Raw genomic sequence first — 16,545 nt, 5'->3', positions numbered from 1 at the left:
TAACTGATTTGAAATAACAATATTGAATGAAATTCAAATCGCTTACGGTTCAGGGCTTTAAATCTTTTGTGGACAAGACCGTCATTGAGTTCCCCGGTGGGATAACCTGCGTTATCGGCCCCAACGGTTCCGGCAAAAGCAATATTCTGGACGCTATCAGGTGGATCTTCGGTGAGCAGAGCGCAAAGGAGCTACGGGGAGCGGACATGGACGATGTCATCTTCGCCGGCTCACAGCACAGAAAGGCATCCGGTTTTGCCGAAGTGTCGCTCACCCTTTCGGAACTGCCCGAAAACCTCACGGCGAAATGGGGCTCGTTCAGCGAGATAACCGTCACCAGAAAGCACTACCGCACAGGCGAAAGGGACTATCTGATCAACGGCAAAAAATGCCGTCTGAAAGACATCCGTGAAATATTCTACGACTCAGGCCTCGGAACAAAATCCATCTCCATAATCGAACAGGGAAAGGTCGACAAGATAATCCAGTCAACCCCAGAAGACCTCAGGTCTTTCTTTGAGGAGACAGCAGGGGTCATGCGCTTTAAAGAGGGCAAAAAGGATGCCGAACGCAGGCTTAATCAGACCAAGGACAACCTTAGCCGTGTCACCGACATTCTGGCGGAGATAAGGGGGCAGCTTGAAACCCTGACCTTGCAGGCGGAGAAGGTCCGCAGATACCGTGATCTGGCCAAACGCCAGTCCTCACTTCAGAAATCAATAATCTTCCACAGATATAAAAAGACATTCGAAGAGCTTTCCGAAGCTCTGCAAGCCATAAACGAGATGAAGATAAACCTTTCGTCTCACACCGAGAAGTTCGCAAAGCTCACAGCGGCGGAGACGGCACTGCGCCAGAAAGCGGCGGAGCTGAGAAGGAACTTCAACGAAAAGAACGACGCTATAATCAAGGCCGAAGCGGAATCGGGCAGAGCCGAAGCCGACATCAGGCTCCTTGAAAACGAGATAGAGGCCGCAGAAAAAAGCAAGGAAACCCTGCACAGCGACATAGAGTTTCTCCAGAAAAAACTGGGCGAACTCACCGACCGCAGAGCCGGAATCCTCGAAGCGAAGGCCTCCCAGAGCGAAAAGACAGCATCTCTTCAGGAAAAGATAGACGAGATAGAAGAGCGCATCAGCGGATATGAAACCATGCGCGAGGATATCAAAGAGGAGCTGTTCGCCGCCGACGAGGAATATCTGAAAACCGCCCACAGGGCATCGGAAACCAGAAACGCCATCTTCCAGAACGAAACCATGCTGGGACGCTATGAAAAGGACAAGGAGCGTCTGGCGCAGGAGAAGGAAGAGAGCATACGGGACACCCAGTTCACAGAAAACAACATAATCGTCACTGAGCAGGAGATAAACCGCCTGCGCACGGAAATTGAGACCATCGACGATACACTTGACACATATAAAGAAAAATACTCGGAGCTGAAAGACGAACTGAATCTGCTGGAGAACAAGGCTAATGAGAAGAAGCTGGAGGTAAACTCCGCACGCTCAAAACTTGCAATGCTCCAGAACAGGCTGAAGGCCGAAACATCCGGACAGGACAACTCGGCACTCACCGAAAAATTCGGCGGATATCTGCTCCTTGAAAAACTCAGCCCCACCCTCGTTCGTGAGCTGGGCGACATAATAGTCTTTCCATCCTCAAAAAAAGATGATGTCCTGCGGGGCGTTGCAGAGGTCAAGCAGACGGTCAGATTCGTTTTCGATTCCGACGTTCAGGAGCTTCTGCGCAACGCGGAGAACACCGTAAGAGCCGACGGAGCCGTTATCGTCAACGGACTTATCTACAGAAAACCCGGTGCGGACGACAAGCGGGAGGCTGTGGTCAGGCTCCAGAGTGAGATAACCCAGTGCACAACGGAACTGGAGGACGCAGAAAATGCTCTGGAAGGCATAAGCGATCAGATCCCGGAAATCTCAGACAGTCTGGAGACCATCTCCGACAAGCTGGAAGAGCTTCAGCAGATGAAGCAGACGGCAACTCTGGACATAAAGGACAAGGAACGCAGCATAGCCGACATTAAACAGAGACACGAGCGCATGGCGAAGCGTGCGGCCATTATCGACAGCGAGATAGCCAACATCGACAACGAGATCAAGCGCAGTTACGAAAAAATAGAACTCTACACCAAGCAGAACAAAGACCTCTCTGCCCAGATGGCCGATGCCGAACAGCGCAAAGAGGAACTCAGCAGCAAGCTGGAAGACATAGACGCAATGTATGAGGACGTAAGGGACGAACACTCGGCCTATAAGGTTGAACTGAGAGGCGTTCAGGAGAGCATAAACGGTTTCGTGCGTGAACTTGGATTCATTGACAAGGATATAGCCGAATCAACCGTTAAGCAGAACGCCGCAAAAAACAGACTCTCCCAGCTTCTCACATCCGACATAGTAAACCTGAAAGACCGTCTGGAAGCCAAAAAAGGCGAGTTTCAGGATATCATCAAAAAGCGTCATAACCTTAACGAAGAGAAATTCCGACTGGATGCCCAGATCGCCGAAACCGAAAAGGAACAGGAGGACACGGGCAGGCAGATCGACAAATATAACCTCGAAATAAGAGCCATCGAAGACGATATCTTTGACGCAGAGAAGAAGAAAGAGCGTCAGGAAGCTGATATAACCAACCTGCGTGAAGCGTTTGAAGATAAATTCCAGATGGATGTCAAAGATTTCGATATGGATATCGAGGACTTCCAGCCCGTTAAGGCCAAAACCGAGCTGACAGGCATCGAGCGTGAGATCGACGAGCTTGGCCCCCTGAACATGACAGCAGAATCCGAATATAACGAGATTCAGGAGCGCAACGAGTTCCTGACCAAACAGAAGAACGATCTGGAAGAGGCTGTGGCCAGCATCCACGAACTGATCCGTGAGATGGACGAGAACACGACGCAGATATTCAGCGAGACCTTTGAAGGGGTCAAAAAGAATTTCGTGCGTGTCTTCTCTATCCTGTTCGGACAGGGCACATGCGAGCTGACGCTGACCAACCCCGACGACGTGCTGAACAGCGGAGTGGAGATCTTCATCCAGCCCCCCGGCAAAAGACTTCAGAACATGAACCTGATGTCAGGCGGGGAGAAGGCTATGGGTGCGTGTACGCTCCTTTTCGCTCTGTTCCTCTATCGTCCCACACCCTTCTGTTTCCTCGACGAAATAGATGCACCGCTGGACGACAACAACATCGACAGATTCATCCGCATGGTGCAGACCCTGTCCGCAGACACCCAGTTTGTAATAATCACCCACAACCAGAAGACAATGGCTGAGGCAGACTCAATTTACGGGGTCACAATGCAGGAACCCGGCGTTTCAAGAATCCTGTCAGTTGTGCTTTAAGCCCTTTTCAGATACCCCGCCAGAATCCCGACAACAGCTATGGGAACAACATACAGAGGCATAAAGAATACCGTTGCGGCTGCGGAGGCGGCGAGACTCAGAAAGATTCCGCCTATGCCTTCAGACGTAAGCCAGCTGTAGTATAAAAAGAGGAACAAAAAGAAGGCCGCCGCAAAAACTATCTTCGTGCTCAGAACAACACCGTCAAATAACCTGTAAACAGCGTTCATAAAACACCTCACATTGATTATAAATAAAGCCTACCTCTGAATTATTCATAATCAACAGTGATTTATAAAACGCAAATAATATATTTTATTATTATCATATACTCATAATCCAATAATTAAATATTAACGTATCAATAGCGGTTTATGTGAACCATAGCTCCTTAATAAGCATATGCCGTTATTCTTCTTAACAATCTTTACAGCCATCGGATAGTTTTCATGCTGAATTCACCGCCGCTTAATTCAATATTCCGCCGCTGACATCGTTATATTGCCGCTCAAAGGGGTGGACGTTTTCATCATCATAAATATGCAATAGATTTCATGATCTATTCGGAGGTTTACCATGCTTATATTTTTCGGATGTCTTGCTCTGCTGGTCCTCGGCTACGTCGTTTACGGCACGCTGGTGGACAGGATCTTCGGCTCTGATGAAAACCGCCCCACACCCGCATCGACAATGTATGACGGCGTGGACTATGTGGAAATGCCCACATGGAAGATATGGCTTATTCAGCTTCTGAACATTGCAGGCCTCGGCCCAATATTCGGCCCTATTCTGGGTGCTCTTTACGGCCCTTCGGCTCTGCTGTGGATCGTTTTCGGCTCAATTTTCGCCGGAGCTGTTCACGACTATTTCTCAGGCATGCTCTCGCTGCGCTACAACGGCGCAAGCGTTCCGGATGTTGTCGGACAGAACCTCGGCAACGTGTTCAAGCAGTTCATGAGATGGTTCTCAGTTATCCTTCTTCTGCTGGTGGGCATAGTGTTTGTGCTCGGCCCAGCAAAACTGCTTACGAATATGACCCACATATCCGTTCCTGTTCTTGTGGGGCTGATATTCGCATATTATTCCCTTGCTACTATAATGCCCATCGACAAGATAATCGGTAAAATATATCCGCTGTTCGGCGCAGTGCTCCTTTTCATGGCTGTGGGACTTACTGTGGCGCTCATTGTTCAGGGGCACGAGTTCTATCCCCAGCGCACGCTTTCAAACGTTCATCCCACAGATCTGCCCATGTGGCCTCTGATGTTCATAACAATAGCCTGCGGAGCTCTCAGCGGTTTCCATGCTACCCAGTCGCCAATGATGGCAAGATGCCTGAAAAGCGAAAAAAGGGGCAAGGCTGTTTTCTACGGTGCAATGATCGGCGAGGGAGCGATAGCTCTTATCTGGGCAACCCTCGGCATGACTTTCTACTACGGCTCACCCGAGCTTGGAGCGGCACTGGCAAAGGGCGGTCCGGCATACGTTGTTAACGAAGTTTCGACAACACTTCTCGGCGGATTCGGAGGCATCCTTGCTGTGGTAGGTGTTGTGATACTCCCCATCACATCAGGCGATACCGCTTTCAGAAGCGCACGACTTATCATCGCTGAGATGCTGAACATGGAACAGAAAGGCTATTTCAAAAGGCTTGCCATCGCTGTTCCTCTGTTTGTCGTCGGCTTTCTTATCTCTCTCACCGAGTTCGACATAATCTGGAGATATTTCGGCTGGGCAAACCAGACTCTGGCCACTGTCGTTCTCTGGGCGGCTGCGGCATATCTCATCCAGAACAATAAGCTCCACTGGATTGCAACCATCCCCGCTATGTTCATGACAGTGGTGGTTACAACCTACCTCGCAAATCAGCCCATCGGTTTCGGGCTGGATCTGCAGGTATCGACCTACATCGGTCTTGTTGTTTCGGCGGCAGCTACAGCGGCTTTCTTTATCAAATTCAGAAAGTGCGGCTGCGAACCGGAACCCGAAGCTGAATAATCCACACACACCATAAGTAATACCCGGGCGGCTGTTATTTCCGGACAGCCGCCCCTTTACATTTTCAACAGCCTATCCTATAGTCAGCCATGAACATAATCCTTATCAGACCGGAAGAGATATCCGGCGGCACGGCGGTTTTAAGCGACACCCGCCACACTCACATAAAGAATGTTCTGAAAGCATCCGAAGGGGACAGCCTTAAGGCTGGAATCCTCGGCGGCGGGCTTGGAACAGCTGAAATTCTGAATATCACCGACACCTGCATCACACTCAGACCGGACTGCAATGCACAGGCACCGGCTCCTCTGCCAGTTACGGTCATTCTTGCCCTTCCACGTCCGAAGGTCTTTCGCCGTGTGCTTTTCGGTCTTGCCTGCGCAGGAATAAAAGATATCCACATCATAAACTCATGGCGGGTTGACAAGAGTTACTGGGAAAGCCCATATCTGGAAAGGGATAAGATAGACGAGCACCTATTCGATGCTCTCCAGCAGTCGAAAGATACCATTCTGCCAAAGGTAACACTGCACAGATTTTTTATGGAATTTGCCGGAGAAGTGCTTGAGAAGACGGAGATACCGAACAGGTTCATTGCACATCCTGCGGGAAGTTTCAGAAAGGAATTTCCTAAACCCATGTGTCTGGCTGTGGGCTGTGAGGGCGGATTCATTCAGAAAGAGCTCGATACCTTCGAAAGATACGGCTTTCAGCAGTTCTCCGCAGGCGAAAGGATACTTACAACGGAATATGCCGTGCCCTACATTCTCGGTATGATAACATAGGGCACAGCCTTAATATTTAAGCCAGAGGGATCAGTACGTCTGTGATAAGGTTCTCTTCTGCGGTGTTGATGGGCAGATTTCTGTATATCTGCACGGTGGGAGCGCCCGATTTATAGCTTCTGCCGCTTGCGGGGAGCCATTTTTCGAACAGATCGTGATAGACCTGCTCAAGGCCTCTGTAAGAGCCTGTGTGCCTGTATACGGCATAGTCTCCGCCCTCGATAACCGTTACGGCGATGGGAGCCGCCGCCTGAAAATCATCGGGACAGCTGACGCATGCGTCATAGCGGCACTGGTCGGTCTTTGAGGGGTCGTCGTGGCAGACGCCAATGAAAAGAGCTTTATCATTAACAAGGGGCATAACTGCGGGATTCATCATCAGCGTCATCCATGCGGGCGTACACTGGTCGTATGTGCCAACGTGGCGGACGCTTGCGGTTCTGATATCTTCAAATTTCTGAACGGTAACTTCCATATTCTCCTCCGGTTTTTCCGGCATTATAGCGGTCACATTATTCATTTGCATAGCAAAAAGATTGACCTTTAGCGAATTTAGGAGTTAACATTACAAATGTTTTACGATTACATCAGAACAAAAGATATCTCTGACTACGGTGCTGACAAGAAACTGCGCTTTGACGCTGTACTGAAGATATTTCAGGAAGCCGCAGTGGCTCATTCGGCAAGCGTCGGCTACTCCGCCGACACCTACATGGGCAGAGGAAACATCTGGATCCTCAACAGATTAATGGCACACGCAGAAAAGTTTCCCGACTTTGCTCAGGAGCTGAGCGTACGCACCTGGTCCAGAGGACTGGACAGGTTCAAGGGTTTCAGAAACTATGAGATAAGAGCGGACGGGGAAATCTGTATAAAAGGCTCCAGCATCTGGCTTTATATCGACATAGAAAGAAAGCGTCCCGTCAGGGTCACTCCCCAGATGTATGAGGACTACCAGAGCGAAAACGTCTGCAACATGTGCAGTATGATCGACGGCTGGGACAGAAAGGATGCGGAAAAATACGACAGATCAGTGCGTGTTCAGCTCCGCCCCGCCGATTTCGACATAAACGGACATATGAACAACATCCGCTACGGCGAACTGCTTTCGCTTGCATCCTCAGATATGGATTTCACAGGAAAAACCGTGGGACTTTTCTACAACCACGAGATAAAACCCGAAACCGAATTTGTGGATGTCAGGATAGCTGATGAGGATAAGAGCCGCATAGTTTCAATCTTCGACGGCGACACCCTCGCCTGCCTCTGCGAAATAATCTGACAATCAATTCTAAGAAGACGCTGTGAGACTCTTCGCTATGCTCAGAGAGACAATCTATTTTCGTCTCTGCGAACGCAGTGAAGCAGACTTCCAAGCACAGTAAACCTAAACATCAGCCTGCCTGAAGGTGGAAGACTGCCACGGGCTGAAGCCCTCGCAGTGACTGGAATCAGAGAAATGAGACTCTTCGCTATGCTCAGAGAGACAATCTTTTCGTCTCTGCGAACGCTGTGAAGCAGACTTCCAAGCACAGTAACACTAAACATCAGCCTGCCCGAACGTGGAAGACTGCCACGGGCTATGCGCCCTCGCAGTGACTGGAATCAGAGTAATGAGACTCTTCGCAAAGCTCAGAGTGACAATCCTTTCGTCTTTGCAAAAGCAGTGAAGCAGACTTCCAAGCACAGTAAACCTAAACATCAGCCTGCCTGAACGTGGAAGACTGCCACGGGCTGAAGCCCTCGCAGTGACTGGAATCAGAGTAATGAGACTCTTCACTACGCTCAGAGTGACAATCTCTTTTCGTCTCTGCGAACGCTGTGAAGCAGTCTTCCAAGCTCAGTAATCCTAAACATCAGCCTGCCTGAAGGTGGAAGACTGCCACGGGCTATGCCCTCGCAGTGACTGGAATCGGAAAAATGAGACTCTTCGCAAAGCTCAGAGAGACAATCTATTTTCGTCTCTGCGAACGCAGTGAAGCAGACTTCCAAGCACAGTAAACCTAAACATCAGCCTGCCTGAAGGTGGAAGACTGCCACGGACTAAAGCCCTCGCAGTGACTGGAATCAGAGAAACGAGACTCTTCGCTATGCTCAGAGTGACAATCCTTTCGTCTCTGCGAACGCAGTGAAACAGACTTCCAAGCGCAGTAACCCTAAACATCAGCCTGCCCGAACGTGGAAGACTGCCACGGGCTATGCCCTCGCAGTGACTGGAATCGGAGTGAGACTCTTCGCAAAGCTCAGAGTGACAATCTTTTCGTCTCTGCGAACGCAGTGAAGCAGACTTCCAAGCACAGTAAACCTAAACATCAGCCTGCCTGAACGTGGAAGACTGCCACGGGCTGAAGCCCTCGCAGTGACTGGAATCGGAGAAATGAGACTCTTCGCAAAGCTCAGAGTGACGGAAATTAAGAAATACGGAGGATAGATGCAAGCAGGACAAGGAAGATTCGATGAGAGGGCTGCGAGCATACACATAAGTATGTGAGCAGTTCCGAAGAGAAGCTGACGCAGTGATGCGCAGCATATAGACGCCGGATAAAAGAAAGCCCCGCAGGAAGCGGGGCTTATAACTTACTTAGAGCTGATTATCGTAATGCTGTAGTTGGGGTCGTTAAAGTTGCCGTGCTCTGTGGGGTGGTTTTTGAACAGCCATCCGTCGAAGAACACTTCGTTCATTTTGTAGACCTTGATCTTGGCTACAGGGTTTTTCTCGTCTGCGCTTCTTGTTGTGATGGTACCGTCAGACTCGATAACGAAATCGGGCATGTAGTACTCAACTTCAACTGCAAAGGGAGTGCCCTGAACTTCAGCTTTCTGACCGATGATAACATCGGACTGAACAGTGGAGTTGTCCTTAGTGTTTTTAACCTCAAGGATGAGGCTTTTGTATTTCTCAGCAACCTCTTTGGGAACGTTAACTTTTCTTTCTTTAGGCTTTTCAGCGCCGGCATGGGGGTCGGCAGCTGCCTGACCTGCATGGGGATCAGCCGTCTGCTCTGTTGCAGCGGGAGCCTGCTCTTTCGCTTTGTCTTTGTCGACAACGCCCTGAGAACAGGAAAATGCGAATACTGAAGCAATAAACATTGTGATTATTTTTTTCATGGCATCCTCTTTTTTTAGAAGTGATACGGAGTGGGAGGGATTTGAACCCTCGATACGGTTTAATGCCGTATACTCGCTTAGCAGGCGAGCGCCTTCGGCCTAGCTCGGCCACCACTCCCAAGAGAACATGTAAAAAACGGAGGAGGTAGGATTCGAACCCACGGAACGCTCACACGCTCAACGGTTTTCAAGACCGCCTCCTTAAGCCAGACTCGGACACTCCTCCGTGTAAGCAGGGATTACTTATAAAATATTCCCGCTAATTTATCAAGCACTATTTGACATAAAAGTAAATTTTTTTTATCAGGTGGTTATGGCGTTTTTCCGCATCTCTCTGGATTCCCGCAGAATCTTCCACTGACCGTCTTCGGTCACCAGAGCAGTTTTGGAATAGTAGGACACAAGCAGTGCCCCTTCATGGATATATTCGATATATTTGACCTCGGCCAGACCGCCTTTGCACTGTTCCGACACTATTTTAACACCCGCATGTGTTGACCCTGCGGTCTGTCTGGAAAAATGGTCGTGAAAGGATTCTTCGCTGAAAAATCTGCAAAGTTCGCTCCGCTCCGAATAAAGACTGAAAACTCCCCGCCCGTCCAGATTCCGGTAGCATTCCGCCCGAAACTGTATAATCTCAGAAGGTGTCAGTGTTTCCGTCATATTCCCTCAGCCCGAAATAGCCCTCAATATCAATATCCACCTCTTTTCCACCGGAAAAAAGGGAAAGCCTGATCATCTCCAGCAGCTCACGGAAAGTCTTTCTGTCCGTGGCGCTCACAAGACATACCTTATTATACCTTTGTATTAAATTTTCAACATCGAAAATTCTGGAATATTTTTCCGGCTGCTCACCCTCCGGAACCATACCTGTGGACAGATATTCACGCTCAAAATCTTCGAGCAGGTCTATCTTGTTCAGAACCAGAATCTTATCACTGTCACTAAGACCGAGTTCGGCCAGAATAAGTTCAACGGAACGTACTCTTGACTCAAATCCTTCGGAGGCGACATCCAGAACGTGCACCAGAAGGTCGGCCTCGGCCAGTTCCTCAAGGGTCGATTTGAACGCACCTTTCAGATTTTCCGGCAGGTCACGGATGAAACCCACCGTGTCGGTGATGATCACATCCTTCTCCTCCGGAAATCTTATCCTCTTCGAGCTTGTGTCCAGAGTGGCAAACATAAGGTTGTCCGCATAGACATCGCTTCGGGTCAGTGTGTTCAGCAGAGTGGACTTGCCTGCGTTGGTGTAGCCTATGATGGACACAACAGGCAGTTCGTTCCTGCTTCTGCCCTTGCGCATTGTCACCCTGTTCTTCTCTATCTGTCTCAGCTTGTCCGAAAGGAAGGCTATCCTTTCGTTGACACGCCTTTTGTCTATCTCAAGTTTAGTGTTTCCGGGTCCTCTTCCGCCGATCCCGCCCGTAAGTCTGGAGAGAGCATCGTCCTTGGCAGTGAGTCTGGGCAGCAGATATTTCATCTGCGCCAGTTCCACCCGTATCTTCCCCTCCCCTGTCTTCGCCCGTTTGGCAAAGATATCCAGAATGAGCTGAGGCCGGTCTATTATCTTAAGGTCGGTGAAGTCCGCTATGGATCGTGACTGGGCAGGGGTCAGCGGGTTATCGAACACAAGGAACTCCGCTCCCGTCTGCATAGCCTTTATGACTATGTCCTTAAGCTTGCCCGAACCTATGACGAATTTCGGATGTATCTGATCCTTAACCTGAATAACCGTATCGGTTATCTCCATCTCCGCACTTCTGGCAAGCTCTTTCAGCTCCGCCATGTTGTCCTCGCCGTAGTTCTTCGACCTGTAGCAGCCGACCAGCAGGGCATAGGGCTTGTCCTTTATCCTGTGGAGCTTTTTGGTCTTGGAGGCTATCTCGCTGTCCAGTTCGGCTATGAAGTGTTCATAGTCGGTCTTCTGCCTGTGAACGTCGGTGTCGGGGAGATATGCGTACATGCTCTCCGCATCCGGCGGCAGAAGGTGTGCGGTCTTCATTCCGTTGGGGTTGCCCTGCGGGTCGAAGTAAACAGCGGTAACGCTGTCCAGACGCAGAAGGGCGAGGTCGGTTATGTCGTCGTCCGTGATGTTCTCACGGTAGAGGTGGGTATGCAGAAGCCTTATCCCCCGCAGATTTCCCGGCACAAGCCGGAAACGTGACAGTGACGGTATGAACAGCCCGTGGGTGTCGCCCACTATGACAAATTCAACCGCACCCTTTCTGTCTGCCAGAACCCCCACCTGCCTGTTTATCTCCATTGAGATGGAGCACATGGCCTTTGCCAGTTCCGGCTGAATGACCTCACTTGTTCCCGCCTTGCGGCCGTAGAGGTTTTCAAGTCTTTTGATCTGCTGTGGCTTAAGCCCGATTATATTTCCGTGTAGTATTTCTATTCTCCGTATTTATAAACTGCGGCGCAGGCACCTTCCGAGGATACCATGCAGGGACCGACAGGGCTTTCGGGCGTACATGCGCTTCCGAAGAGCGGGCAGTCGCTGGCCTTTATGTAGCCTTTCAGAACCTCTCCGCATCTGCATCCGGGGGTTTCCTTTTCGCCTTCAAGGCTGATGCCGAACTTGTGGAACGCATCATATTCTTTATATTCCGGTCTGAAAGCCAGACCGCTGTTATCTATCCAGCCGATTCCTCTCCACCAGCATCCGGCCTTTTCATATACGGTGTTCAGGATGTTCTGAGCCTTTTCGTTTCCCTTTTCGGAAACGACCCTGCCGTACATGTTTTTGACCTCGAATTTTCCGCTGTTCACCTGACGAACCATCTCAAGGACGGATGTCAGAACGTCCACAGGCTCGAATCCGGTTATGACAGCCGCCATTCCGTGCTCCGCCATGGGTGTATAGAGAGAGGTTCCCGTGACCACGGTGACGTGACCGGGGCACACAAAACCCTGTATGTTAAGATTCTCATCGTCCAGAAGGATTCCAAGAACCTCGGGCATCGTTTTGTTATAGGGAGTCACTGATACGTTCTTTACCCCCTGCTGTTTCGCAGACAGAGCAACCGCCGCAACTGCGGGGGCTGTGGTCTCGAAACCGATTCCGATGAACACGGTCTCTTTGCCCGTCTCCTTCGCAACCTTTATGGCATCAAGAGGTGAAAAGACTATGCGGATATCCGCTCCGGCGCTTTTAAGCTCCTGAAGGTTCTGACCCTGACTGCCTGGAACCTTCATCATGTCGCCGAAAGTGGTTATGACCGCTCCCTGCTCCACCAGCTTGAAAATTCCGTCTATCTCGCACTGGGGCGTGACGCAGACGGGGCATCCGGGGCCTGAAACCAGTTCGATGTTCTCAGGCAGAATGCTCTTTATGCCGAATCTTGCGATGGCCATAGTGTGGCTTCCGCAGACCTCCATGAACCTGTAGCGGCCTGTGGCCTCTTTCTCTATCTGCTTTATCAGAGCGGCGCAGATGTCCTTATCTCTGAATCCCTCAATTAGTTTCATCCGCATCCATCCTGTCCATTTCCTCCGCCAGCATGGCAAGGGCTTCCAGAGTTGCGTGAGCATCCTCCTCGTCCATCCTCGCCAGCGCCATTCCCGCATGAACCATTACCCAGTCGCCGACGACGACCTCATCGGGAAGCATCATTATCGACACATCCCTCTTTGTGCCTGCAATGTCCACTACTGCGGAATATTCGTCCATTTCAACTATTTTACCGGGAAAACCGAGACACATAATGTCACTCCTTTTATTAATCAATACCGCTGGTATCTTCTTCGGGGCGCAGTGCCCACGCTTTTATATATCAATGCGGAAAGAACTCCCGCCAAAAAACCGCCGATATGCGCCATGAACGCTATGCTGGATCCGCCGCCCAACAGTCCGAAAAACTGCAGCCCCAGCCACAGAAACAGATAGATGAACGCCGGAATGTTTATAACGCTGAACGGAAAAAGGATCAGCGTCCGTATGTGTGATCTGGGAAAAAAGACCCAGTACGCACCCATAACTCCCGCCAGAGCACCGCTGGCACCCACCATGGGGATACCCGATGCGGGGTCGGTGAACACCTGAACCCCGGCGGCAGCCAGACCGAAAACCAGATACATCAGAGCAAAGCCGAAATGCCCCATCCGCTCCTCAACGTTATCCCCGAAAATATACAGGAAATACATGTTGCCGAAGATGTGCATAAAGCCGCCGTGCATGAACATGTGAGCTATCACAGACTGCATCTTTTCAGAAAAAGGCAGAACCTCCGAAGGCATGAAAAGCTCACGGGGTATCAGTCCGTAGTGGCCTATGAAATAGTTGGGCTGTGCGTTCACACCCATATACATGATCCAGAACACAAACACATTAATGAGTATTATGCCCAGTGTGACCACTGGGAATATTCCGGTTTTAAACGAATCAGACAATGGGAACAATGATTTGTCCTTTTACAGTCTTACTACTTTTCCTGCATTGAAGAGCTTGTTTGCAACTGTATGACCGTCAGTCACACTGCCGACCTTAAGCTCGTCAACAAGATTAAAATAGTTAAGACATGCTCCGCACGCAAGGATTTCCACACCTTTGTCCTCAAGCTCCTTAACAGTTTCGGCAACTTCGAGGTTCAGAGTTACAAGGCGCACGCTGTTGTTAACGAAGATAACCGTTTTGGGCAGGTTTTCCACGTTCTTAAGGTTTGCCAGAAAGCCCTTCATCAGCATTTTACCCAGTTCCGGCTCTTCGCTGCCTATGCACTCGCCTGTTACAAACACAACTGTGTCGGATACAGCTTTCTTCTCCGCAACATCGCAGTCGTAGCCCTTTGCGGCATCTATGCGGAAACAGCCGTCCGCAAGCTCGGTCACGGTCACTGTGCAGCCGTTGGCCTCACAGAAGTTTTTAACATTTATACTTGAGCCTTTGTTGTCTACAGTTATCGAGACAACACCTTCGGCTGTTTTTTCAAGCTCCGCTTTCATAAGCAGAACAGGCTGGGGGCAGGCTAATCCTCTTGCGTCTATCATATTATTCCTCACTTTCTTTTAACTTGTTTTGTGTGGCAGGCTTTGCAGTCGTCGTTGGCCGGAACTGCCTGAGCCTGTCTGATCTTATCGTGGCATGTGAAGCAGACCGCCTCTTTCGTCTTCTTCAGGGGCTGTTCATGCTGAACCCCGCCCTCGTGGCAGGCTCCGCAGTCCAGGTTCGCCTTAAAGTGCTCCAGATGGAACGGCTTAAGTGCGCTGTTCGCTTCAGCATCGGTATCGAATTTTTTCAGAAGTCTTGTCTTATTGCCTTCATAAAAAAGGTTAAAGCTCCATGCCGCAACAAATACGATCACTATTGTGATCAGACTGCGGACAAGTACCTTTTTCATACTGGTGTCAGGTGTGCTCATTTGTCCTCCCCAAATGCACGCATGTCGTGTCCGGATACATTTATAAACAATCATTGCAGGAAAATCCATGTTTTTTAAGTTAAGACAACACAAAGAGAGCAGATAATGGTTTGAAAAGCTGGAACAGCCGACGGGCAAAAAAAGGGCGGCCGAAGCCGCCCCGCAGATTAATCTTCCTCTTTCTTTCTGACGGTGAGCACAGGACAGGGAGCCTTGCGCACAACTTTTTCGGCCGTTGAGCCGAAAAGAACATGCTCGAACCCTGTGCGTCCGTGTGTTCCGATCACTATAAGGTCTGCACCTGAGGCCTGCGCCGCGCGCACTATCTCCTCGTCAGCAATACCTTTCGTCATGGTATATTTATACTTCACGCCCTTAAGAACCTCTGCGTTCGCTATGAAATCCTTAAGTTTGGCTGTAGCTCCGTCCTCCATATCCTTTGCGAGGTTCTGCACGGTTATCTGGGGCAGATAAAAGGATACCAGCTGGCTTTCATCCAGCATAACGTGCAGAAGCTCAAGCTCCGCATCGAAAAGTTTTGCCATCTCCGCCGCATAGTTGAGCGCATATGCCGACGGGTCGGAGAAATCTGTAGGATACAGGATCTTTTTAACGTTTATTGTCATATCGTCCTCCGTTAGATTATTTCTTCAAAACCTTAGCGCAAAGCTCCAGAAGCTGTGACACGTCATAGGGTTTGTAGAGAATGTCCACAGCACCCATCTGGTAGGCGTTGAGCATATTGTCCAGGCGGTTGTAGCCTGTCAGGACTATGACGGGAATAGCTCTGCCCCTGTCGCCTATGGAATACAGAAACTGTATCCCGTCGGAAACCGGCATAACAAGGTCGGTTACAATCAGGTCGTATTCCTTTTCCTTAACCATTTCCCGGGCAAAAAGTCCGTTCTCGGCGGTATCAACCTCATATCCCTCTGCCTCGAAAAGCTCTTTAAGGGCAGAGAGTTCAGATTCGTTATCATCCGCAAGCAGCACTTTGTGTTTCATTAATCAAGCCTGAAAAAGATATTTATAGTTCTTTTCTAATTGTACCGCAAAATCGTATAAATTCATGCTTTTTATTGTGGAAATTTCATAAGCGTTATAAACGGTGTTGGCCGGCTCGTTTGTCTTGCCTCTGAAAGGCATCGGCGAAAGATAGGGACAGTCGGTCTCAACAAGCAGCCTGTCAACGGGGACATACTGGAGAGTGGCTCTCAGGTCGTCGGATTTGGCATAGGTCACAGGCCCTGCATAGGATATATAAAATCCGTTGTCCAGTGCCCAGCGCAGAAGCTCGATGTCGCCGCTGAAACAATGGATTATGCCGTTTCGGTCACGCCCTTTCACTTCGTCGTTCAGTATCCGCACGCAGTCCTCTGCGGAGTCACGGTTGTGTATAACAACAGGTTTTTCGTGCTCAACAGCCAGCCTCAAAAAATGCCTGAAAACGTCCTGCTGAACGTCACGTGGAGAATGGTCGTAGTAGTAATCCAGACCTATCTCACCGACCGCAATGCATTTGGGATGCTTAAAAATACTGCCAAACAGCTCATCAGCATTATCAGGTGTTTCAGCAGAATCGTGAGGGTGTATTCCTGCGGCGAAAAAGACGTTTTCGTAGGTTTCGGCGGCCGTCTGAGCGAGGAGACTGTCCTCATAGCCGCATCCGATGGTAACGACACGGCGGACATGGTTCGCCTGTGCACGTTTAAGAACTTCCGCCATTTCGGCGGCAATGGGTTCCATATGTATGTGGGCGTGGGAATCTGTGAAGAACGCCCCCGCCTTTCCTGCCGCTTCCAGCTCCATAAGAAACTGGTGGTGCAGGGGACTTCCGGATTTGTTTATCATTATATGCCTTAAAGAGAAAAAATCCGCCCCAACCCTCCTTCAATAAAGGAGGGTTAAAGGGGGATCTAGATTATTGAT

The 16,545-nt window shown here is 49.9% G+C and carries 17 protein-coding genes and 2 tRNA genes; 4 read left to right on the top strand and 15 right to left on the bottom strand.

Going from position 1 to position 16,545, the window contains the following annotated elements; genetic code table 11:
* The first annotated feature begins 26 nt into the window (after positions 1–26).
* Positions 27–3,362 carry an AAA family ATPase gene (locus tag C8D98_RS05010; RefSeq protein ID WP_132872590.1) on the top strand — a complete coding sequence of 1,112 codons (3,336 nt, stop codon included), beginning with the start codon at positions 27–29 and terminating at the stop codon, positions 3,360–3,362.
* Here C8D98_RS05010 and C8D98_RS05005 read toward each other — a convergent pair.
* Positions 3,359–3,592 carry a hypothetical protein gene (locus tag C8D98_RS05005; RefSeq protein WP_132872588.1) on the bottom strand — a complete coding sequence of 78 codons (234 nt, stop codon included), beginning with the start codon at positions 3,590–3,592 and terminating at the stop codon, positions 3,359–3,361. The genes C8D98_RS05010 and C8D98_RS05005 overlap by 4 nt on opposite strands.
* Positions 3,593–3,938: 346 nt before the next feature.
* On the opposite strand from C8D98_RS05005, the gene C8D98_RS05000 reads away from it, so the two are divergent.
* Together C8D98_RS05000 and C8D98_RS04995 are read left to right on the top strand one after the other, a co-directional pair.
* Positions 3,939–5,360, top strand: a complete 1,422-nt coding sequence (locus C8D98_RS05000; protein WP_132872587.1) for a carbon starvation CstA family protein — start codon at positions 3,939–3,941, stop codon at positions 5,358–5,360.
* Between the two features lie 89 nt (positions 5,361–5,449).
* On the top strand, positions 5,450–6,145 hold the full coding sequence (locus C8D98_RS04995; RefSeq protein ID WP_132872585.1) for a 16S rRNA (uracil(1498)-N(3))-methyltransferase: 696 nt from the start codon (positions 5,450–5,452) through the stop codon (positions 6,143–6,145).
* Between the two features lie 16 nt (positions 6,146–6,161).
* Here C8D98_RS04995 and C8D98_RS04990 read toward each other — a convergent pair whose 3' ends face one another.
* Complete coding sequence (locus tag C8D98_RS04990) at positions 6,162–6,620, bottom strand: AraC family transcriptional regulator (RefSeq protein ID WP_165871192.1); 459 nt, start codon at positions 6,618–6,620, stop codon at positions 6,162–6,164.
* 96 nt (positions 6,621–6,716) lie between these two features.
* Between C8D98_RS04990 and C8D98_RS04985 the strand changes: the two genes are divergently transcribed.
* A complete protein-coding gene (locus C8D98_RS04985; protein WP_132872582.1) occupies positions 6,717–7,427 on the top strand; it encodes an acyl-[acyl-carrier-protein] thioesterase in 711 nt (236 codons plus the stop codon).
* A 1,295-nt stretch (positions 7,428–8,722) separates the two neighbouring features.
* On the opposite strand, the gene C8D98_RS04980 is transcribed toward C8D98_RS04985, so the two are convergent.
* The 13 genes from C8D98_RS04980 to C8D98_RS04920 form a co-directional block, all read right to left on the bottom strand.
* Positions 8,723–9,253 carry a hypothetical protein gene (locus C8D98_RS04980; protein WP_132872580.1) on the bottom strand — a complete coding sequence of 177 codons (531 nt, stop codon included), beginning with the start codon at positions 9,251–9,253 and terminating at the stop codon, positions 8,723–8,725.
* 26 nt (positions 9,254–9,279) lie between these two features.
* Positions 9,280–9,371 (bottom strand) — tRNA-Ser (locus C8D98_RS04975).
* A gap of 19 nt (positions 9,372–9,390) precedes the next feature.
* Positions 9,391–9,479, bottom strand: a tRNA-Ser gene (locus tag C8D98_RS04970).
* A 77-nt stretch (positions 9,480–9,556) separates the two neighbouring features.
* A complete protein-coding gene (locus C8D98_RS04965) occupies positions 9,557–9,916 on the bottom strand; it encodes a hypothetical protein (protein WP_132872579.1) in 360 nt (119 codons plus the stop codon).
* Positions 9,891–11,534: a GTPase HflX gene (hflX, locus tag C8D98_RS04960; protein ID WP_243640909.1), complete on the bottom strand. Its 1,644-nt coding sequence runs from the start codon at positions 11,532–11,534 to the stop codon at positions 9,891–9,893. Before hflX ends, C8D98_RS04965 begins: the two co-directional genes overlap by 26 nt.
* Positions 11,535–11,650: 116 nt before the next feature.
* Positions 11,651–12,727 (bottom strand): hydrogenase formation protein HypD, encoded by a 1,077-nt coding sequence (hypD, locus tag C8D98_RS04955; protein ID WP_132872576.1) that lies wholly within the window; start codon positions 12,725–12,727, stop codon positions 11,651–11,653.
* Complete coding sequence (locus C8D98_RS04950) at positions 12,714–12,962, bottom strand: HypC/HybG/HupF family hydrogenase formation chaperone (protein ID WP_132872574.1); 249 nt, start codon at positions 12,960–12,962, stop codon at positions 12,714–12,716. Before C8D98_RS04950 ends, hypD begins: the two co-directional genes overlap by 14 nt.
* 20 nt (positions 12,963–12,982) lie before the next feature.
* The gene (locus tag C8D98_RS04945) at positions 12,983–13,648 is read right to left on the bottom strand and encodes a rhomboid family intramembrane serine protease (RefSeq protein ID WP_243640908.1); all 666 of its coding nucleotides are present in this window, start codon (positions 13,646–13,648) and stop codon (positions 12,983–12,985) included.
* Between the two features lie 21 nt (positions 13,649–13,669).
* Complete coding sequence (gene yedF, locus C8D98_RS04940; protein WP_132872571.1) at positions 13,670–14,245, bottom strand: sulfurtransferase-like selenium metabolism protein YedF; 576 nt, start codon at positions 14,243–14,245, stop codon at positions 13,670–13,672.
* Between the two features lie 8 nt (positions 14,246–14,253).
* Positions 14,254–14,616, bottom strand: coding sequence for a cytochrome c3 family protein (locus tag C8D98_RS04935; protein WP_165871191.1), 363 nt, complete (start codon positions 14,614–14,616; stop codon positions 14,254–14,256).
* Between the two features lie 167 nt (positions 14,617–14,783).
* The gene (locus tag C8D98_RS04930; protein ID WP_132872568.1) at positions 14,784–15,242 is read right to left on the bottom strand and encodes a universal stress protein; all 459 of its coding nucleotides are present in this window, start codon (positions 15,240–15,242) and stop codon (positions 14,784–14,786) included.
* Between the two features lie 16 nt (positions 15,243–15,258).
* Positions 15,259–15,621: a response regulator gene (locus C8D98_RS04925; RefSeq protein ID WP_132872566.1), complete on the bottom strand. Its 363-nt coding sequence runs from the start codon at positions 15,619–15,621 to the stop codon at positions 15,259–15,261.
* A gap of 3 nt (positions 15,622–15,624) precedes the next feature.
* Positions 15,625–16,467: a TatD family hydrolase gene (locus C8D98_RS04920; RefSeq protein ID WP_132872565.1), complete on the bottom strand. Its 843-nt coding sequence runs from the start codon at positions 16,465–16,467 to the stop codon at positions 15,625–15,627.
* Between the last annotated feature and the right edge of the window lie 78 nt (positions 16,468–16,545).

It is taken from the genome of Seleniivibrio woodruffii, from assembly GCF_004339245.1.
Taxonomy (GTDB): Bacteria; Chrysiogenota; Deferribacteres; order Deferribacterales; family Geovibrionaceae; genus Seleniivibrio; species Seleniivibrio woodruffii.
Note: the sequence above shows the minus strand (reverse complement) of the source record. Positions and strands in the feature narration are given on the sequence as shown.

What these genes read in the sequence shown, in the direction of transcription:
- C8D98_RS05010 (WP_132872590.1), top strand. Translation starts at nt 27, where the DNA reads ATGAAATTCAAATCGCTTACGGTTCAGGGCTTTAAATCTTTTGTGGAC.
- C8D98_RS05005 (WP_132872588.1), bottom strand. Translation starts at nt 3,592, where the DNA reads ATGAACGCTGTTTACAGGTTATTTGACGGTGTTGTTCTGAGCACGAAG.
- C8D98_RS05000 (WP_132872587.1), top strand. Translation starts at nt 3,939, where the DNA reads ATGCTTATATTTTTCGGATGTCTTGCTCTGCTGGTCCTCGGCTACGTC.
- C8D98_RS04995 (WP_132872585.1), top strand. Translation starts at nt 5,450, where the DNA reads ATGAACATAATCCTTATCAGACCGGAAGAGATATCCGGCGGCACGGCG.
- C8D98_RS04990 (WP_165871192.1), bottom strand. Translation starts at nt 6,620, where the DNA reads ATGGAAGTTACCGTTCAGAAATTTGAAGATATCAGAACCGCAAGCGTC.
- C8D98_RS04985 (WP_132872582.1), top strand. Translation starts at nt 6,717, where the DNA reads ATGTTTTACGATTACATCAGAACAAAAGATATCTCTGACTACGGTGCT.
- C8D98_RS04980 (WP_132872580.1), bottom strand. Translation starts at nt 9,253, where the DNA reads ATGAAAAAAATAATCACAATGTTTATTGCTTCAGTATTCGCATTTTCC.
- C8D98_RS04965 (WP_132872579.1), bottom strand. Translation starts at nt 9,916, where the DNA reads ATGACGGAAACACTGACACCTTCTGAGATTATACAGTTTCGGGCGGAA.
- hflX (WP_243640909.1), bottom strand. Translation starts at nt 11,534, where the DNA reads ATGTGCTCCATCTCAATGGAGATAAACAGGCAGGTGGGGGTTCTGGCA.
- hypD (WP_132872576.1), bottom strand. Translation starts at nt 12,727, where the DNA reads ATGAAACTAATTGAGGGATTCAGAGATAAGGACATCTGCGCCGCTCTG.
- C8D98_RS04950 (WP_132872574.1), bottom strand. Translation starts at nt 12,962, where the DNA reads ATGTGTCTCGGTTTTCCCGGTAAAATAGTTGAAATGGACGAATATTCC.
- yedF (WP_132872571.1), bottom strand. Translation starts at nt 14,245, where the DNA reads ATGATAGACGCAAGAGGATTAGCCTGCCCCCAGCCTGTTCTGCTTATG.
- C8D98_RS04935 (WP_165871191.1), bottom strand. Translation starts at nt 14,616, where the DNA reads ATGAGCACACCTGACACCAGTATGAAAAAGGTACTTGTCCGCAGTCTG.
- C8D98_RS04930 (WP_132872568.1), bottom strand. Translation starts at nt 15,242, where the DNA reads ATGACAATAAACGTTAAAAAGATCCTGTATCCTACAGATTTCTCCGAC.
- C8D98_RS04925 (WP_132872566.1), bottom strand. Translation starts at nt 15,621, where the DNA reads ATGAAACACAAAGTGCTGCTTGCGGATGATAACGAATCTGAACTCTCT.
- C8D98_RS04920 (WP_132872565.1), bottom strand. Translation starts at nt 16,467, where the DNA reads ATGATAAACAAATCCGGAAGTCCCCTGCACCACCAGTTTCTTATGGAG.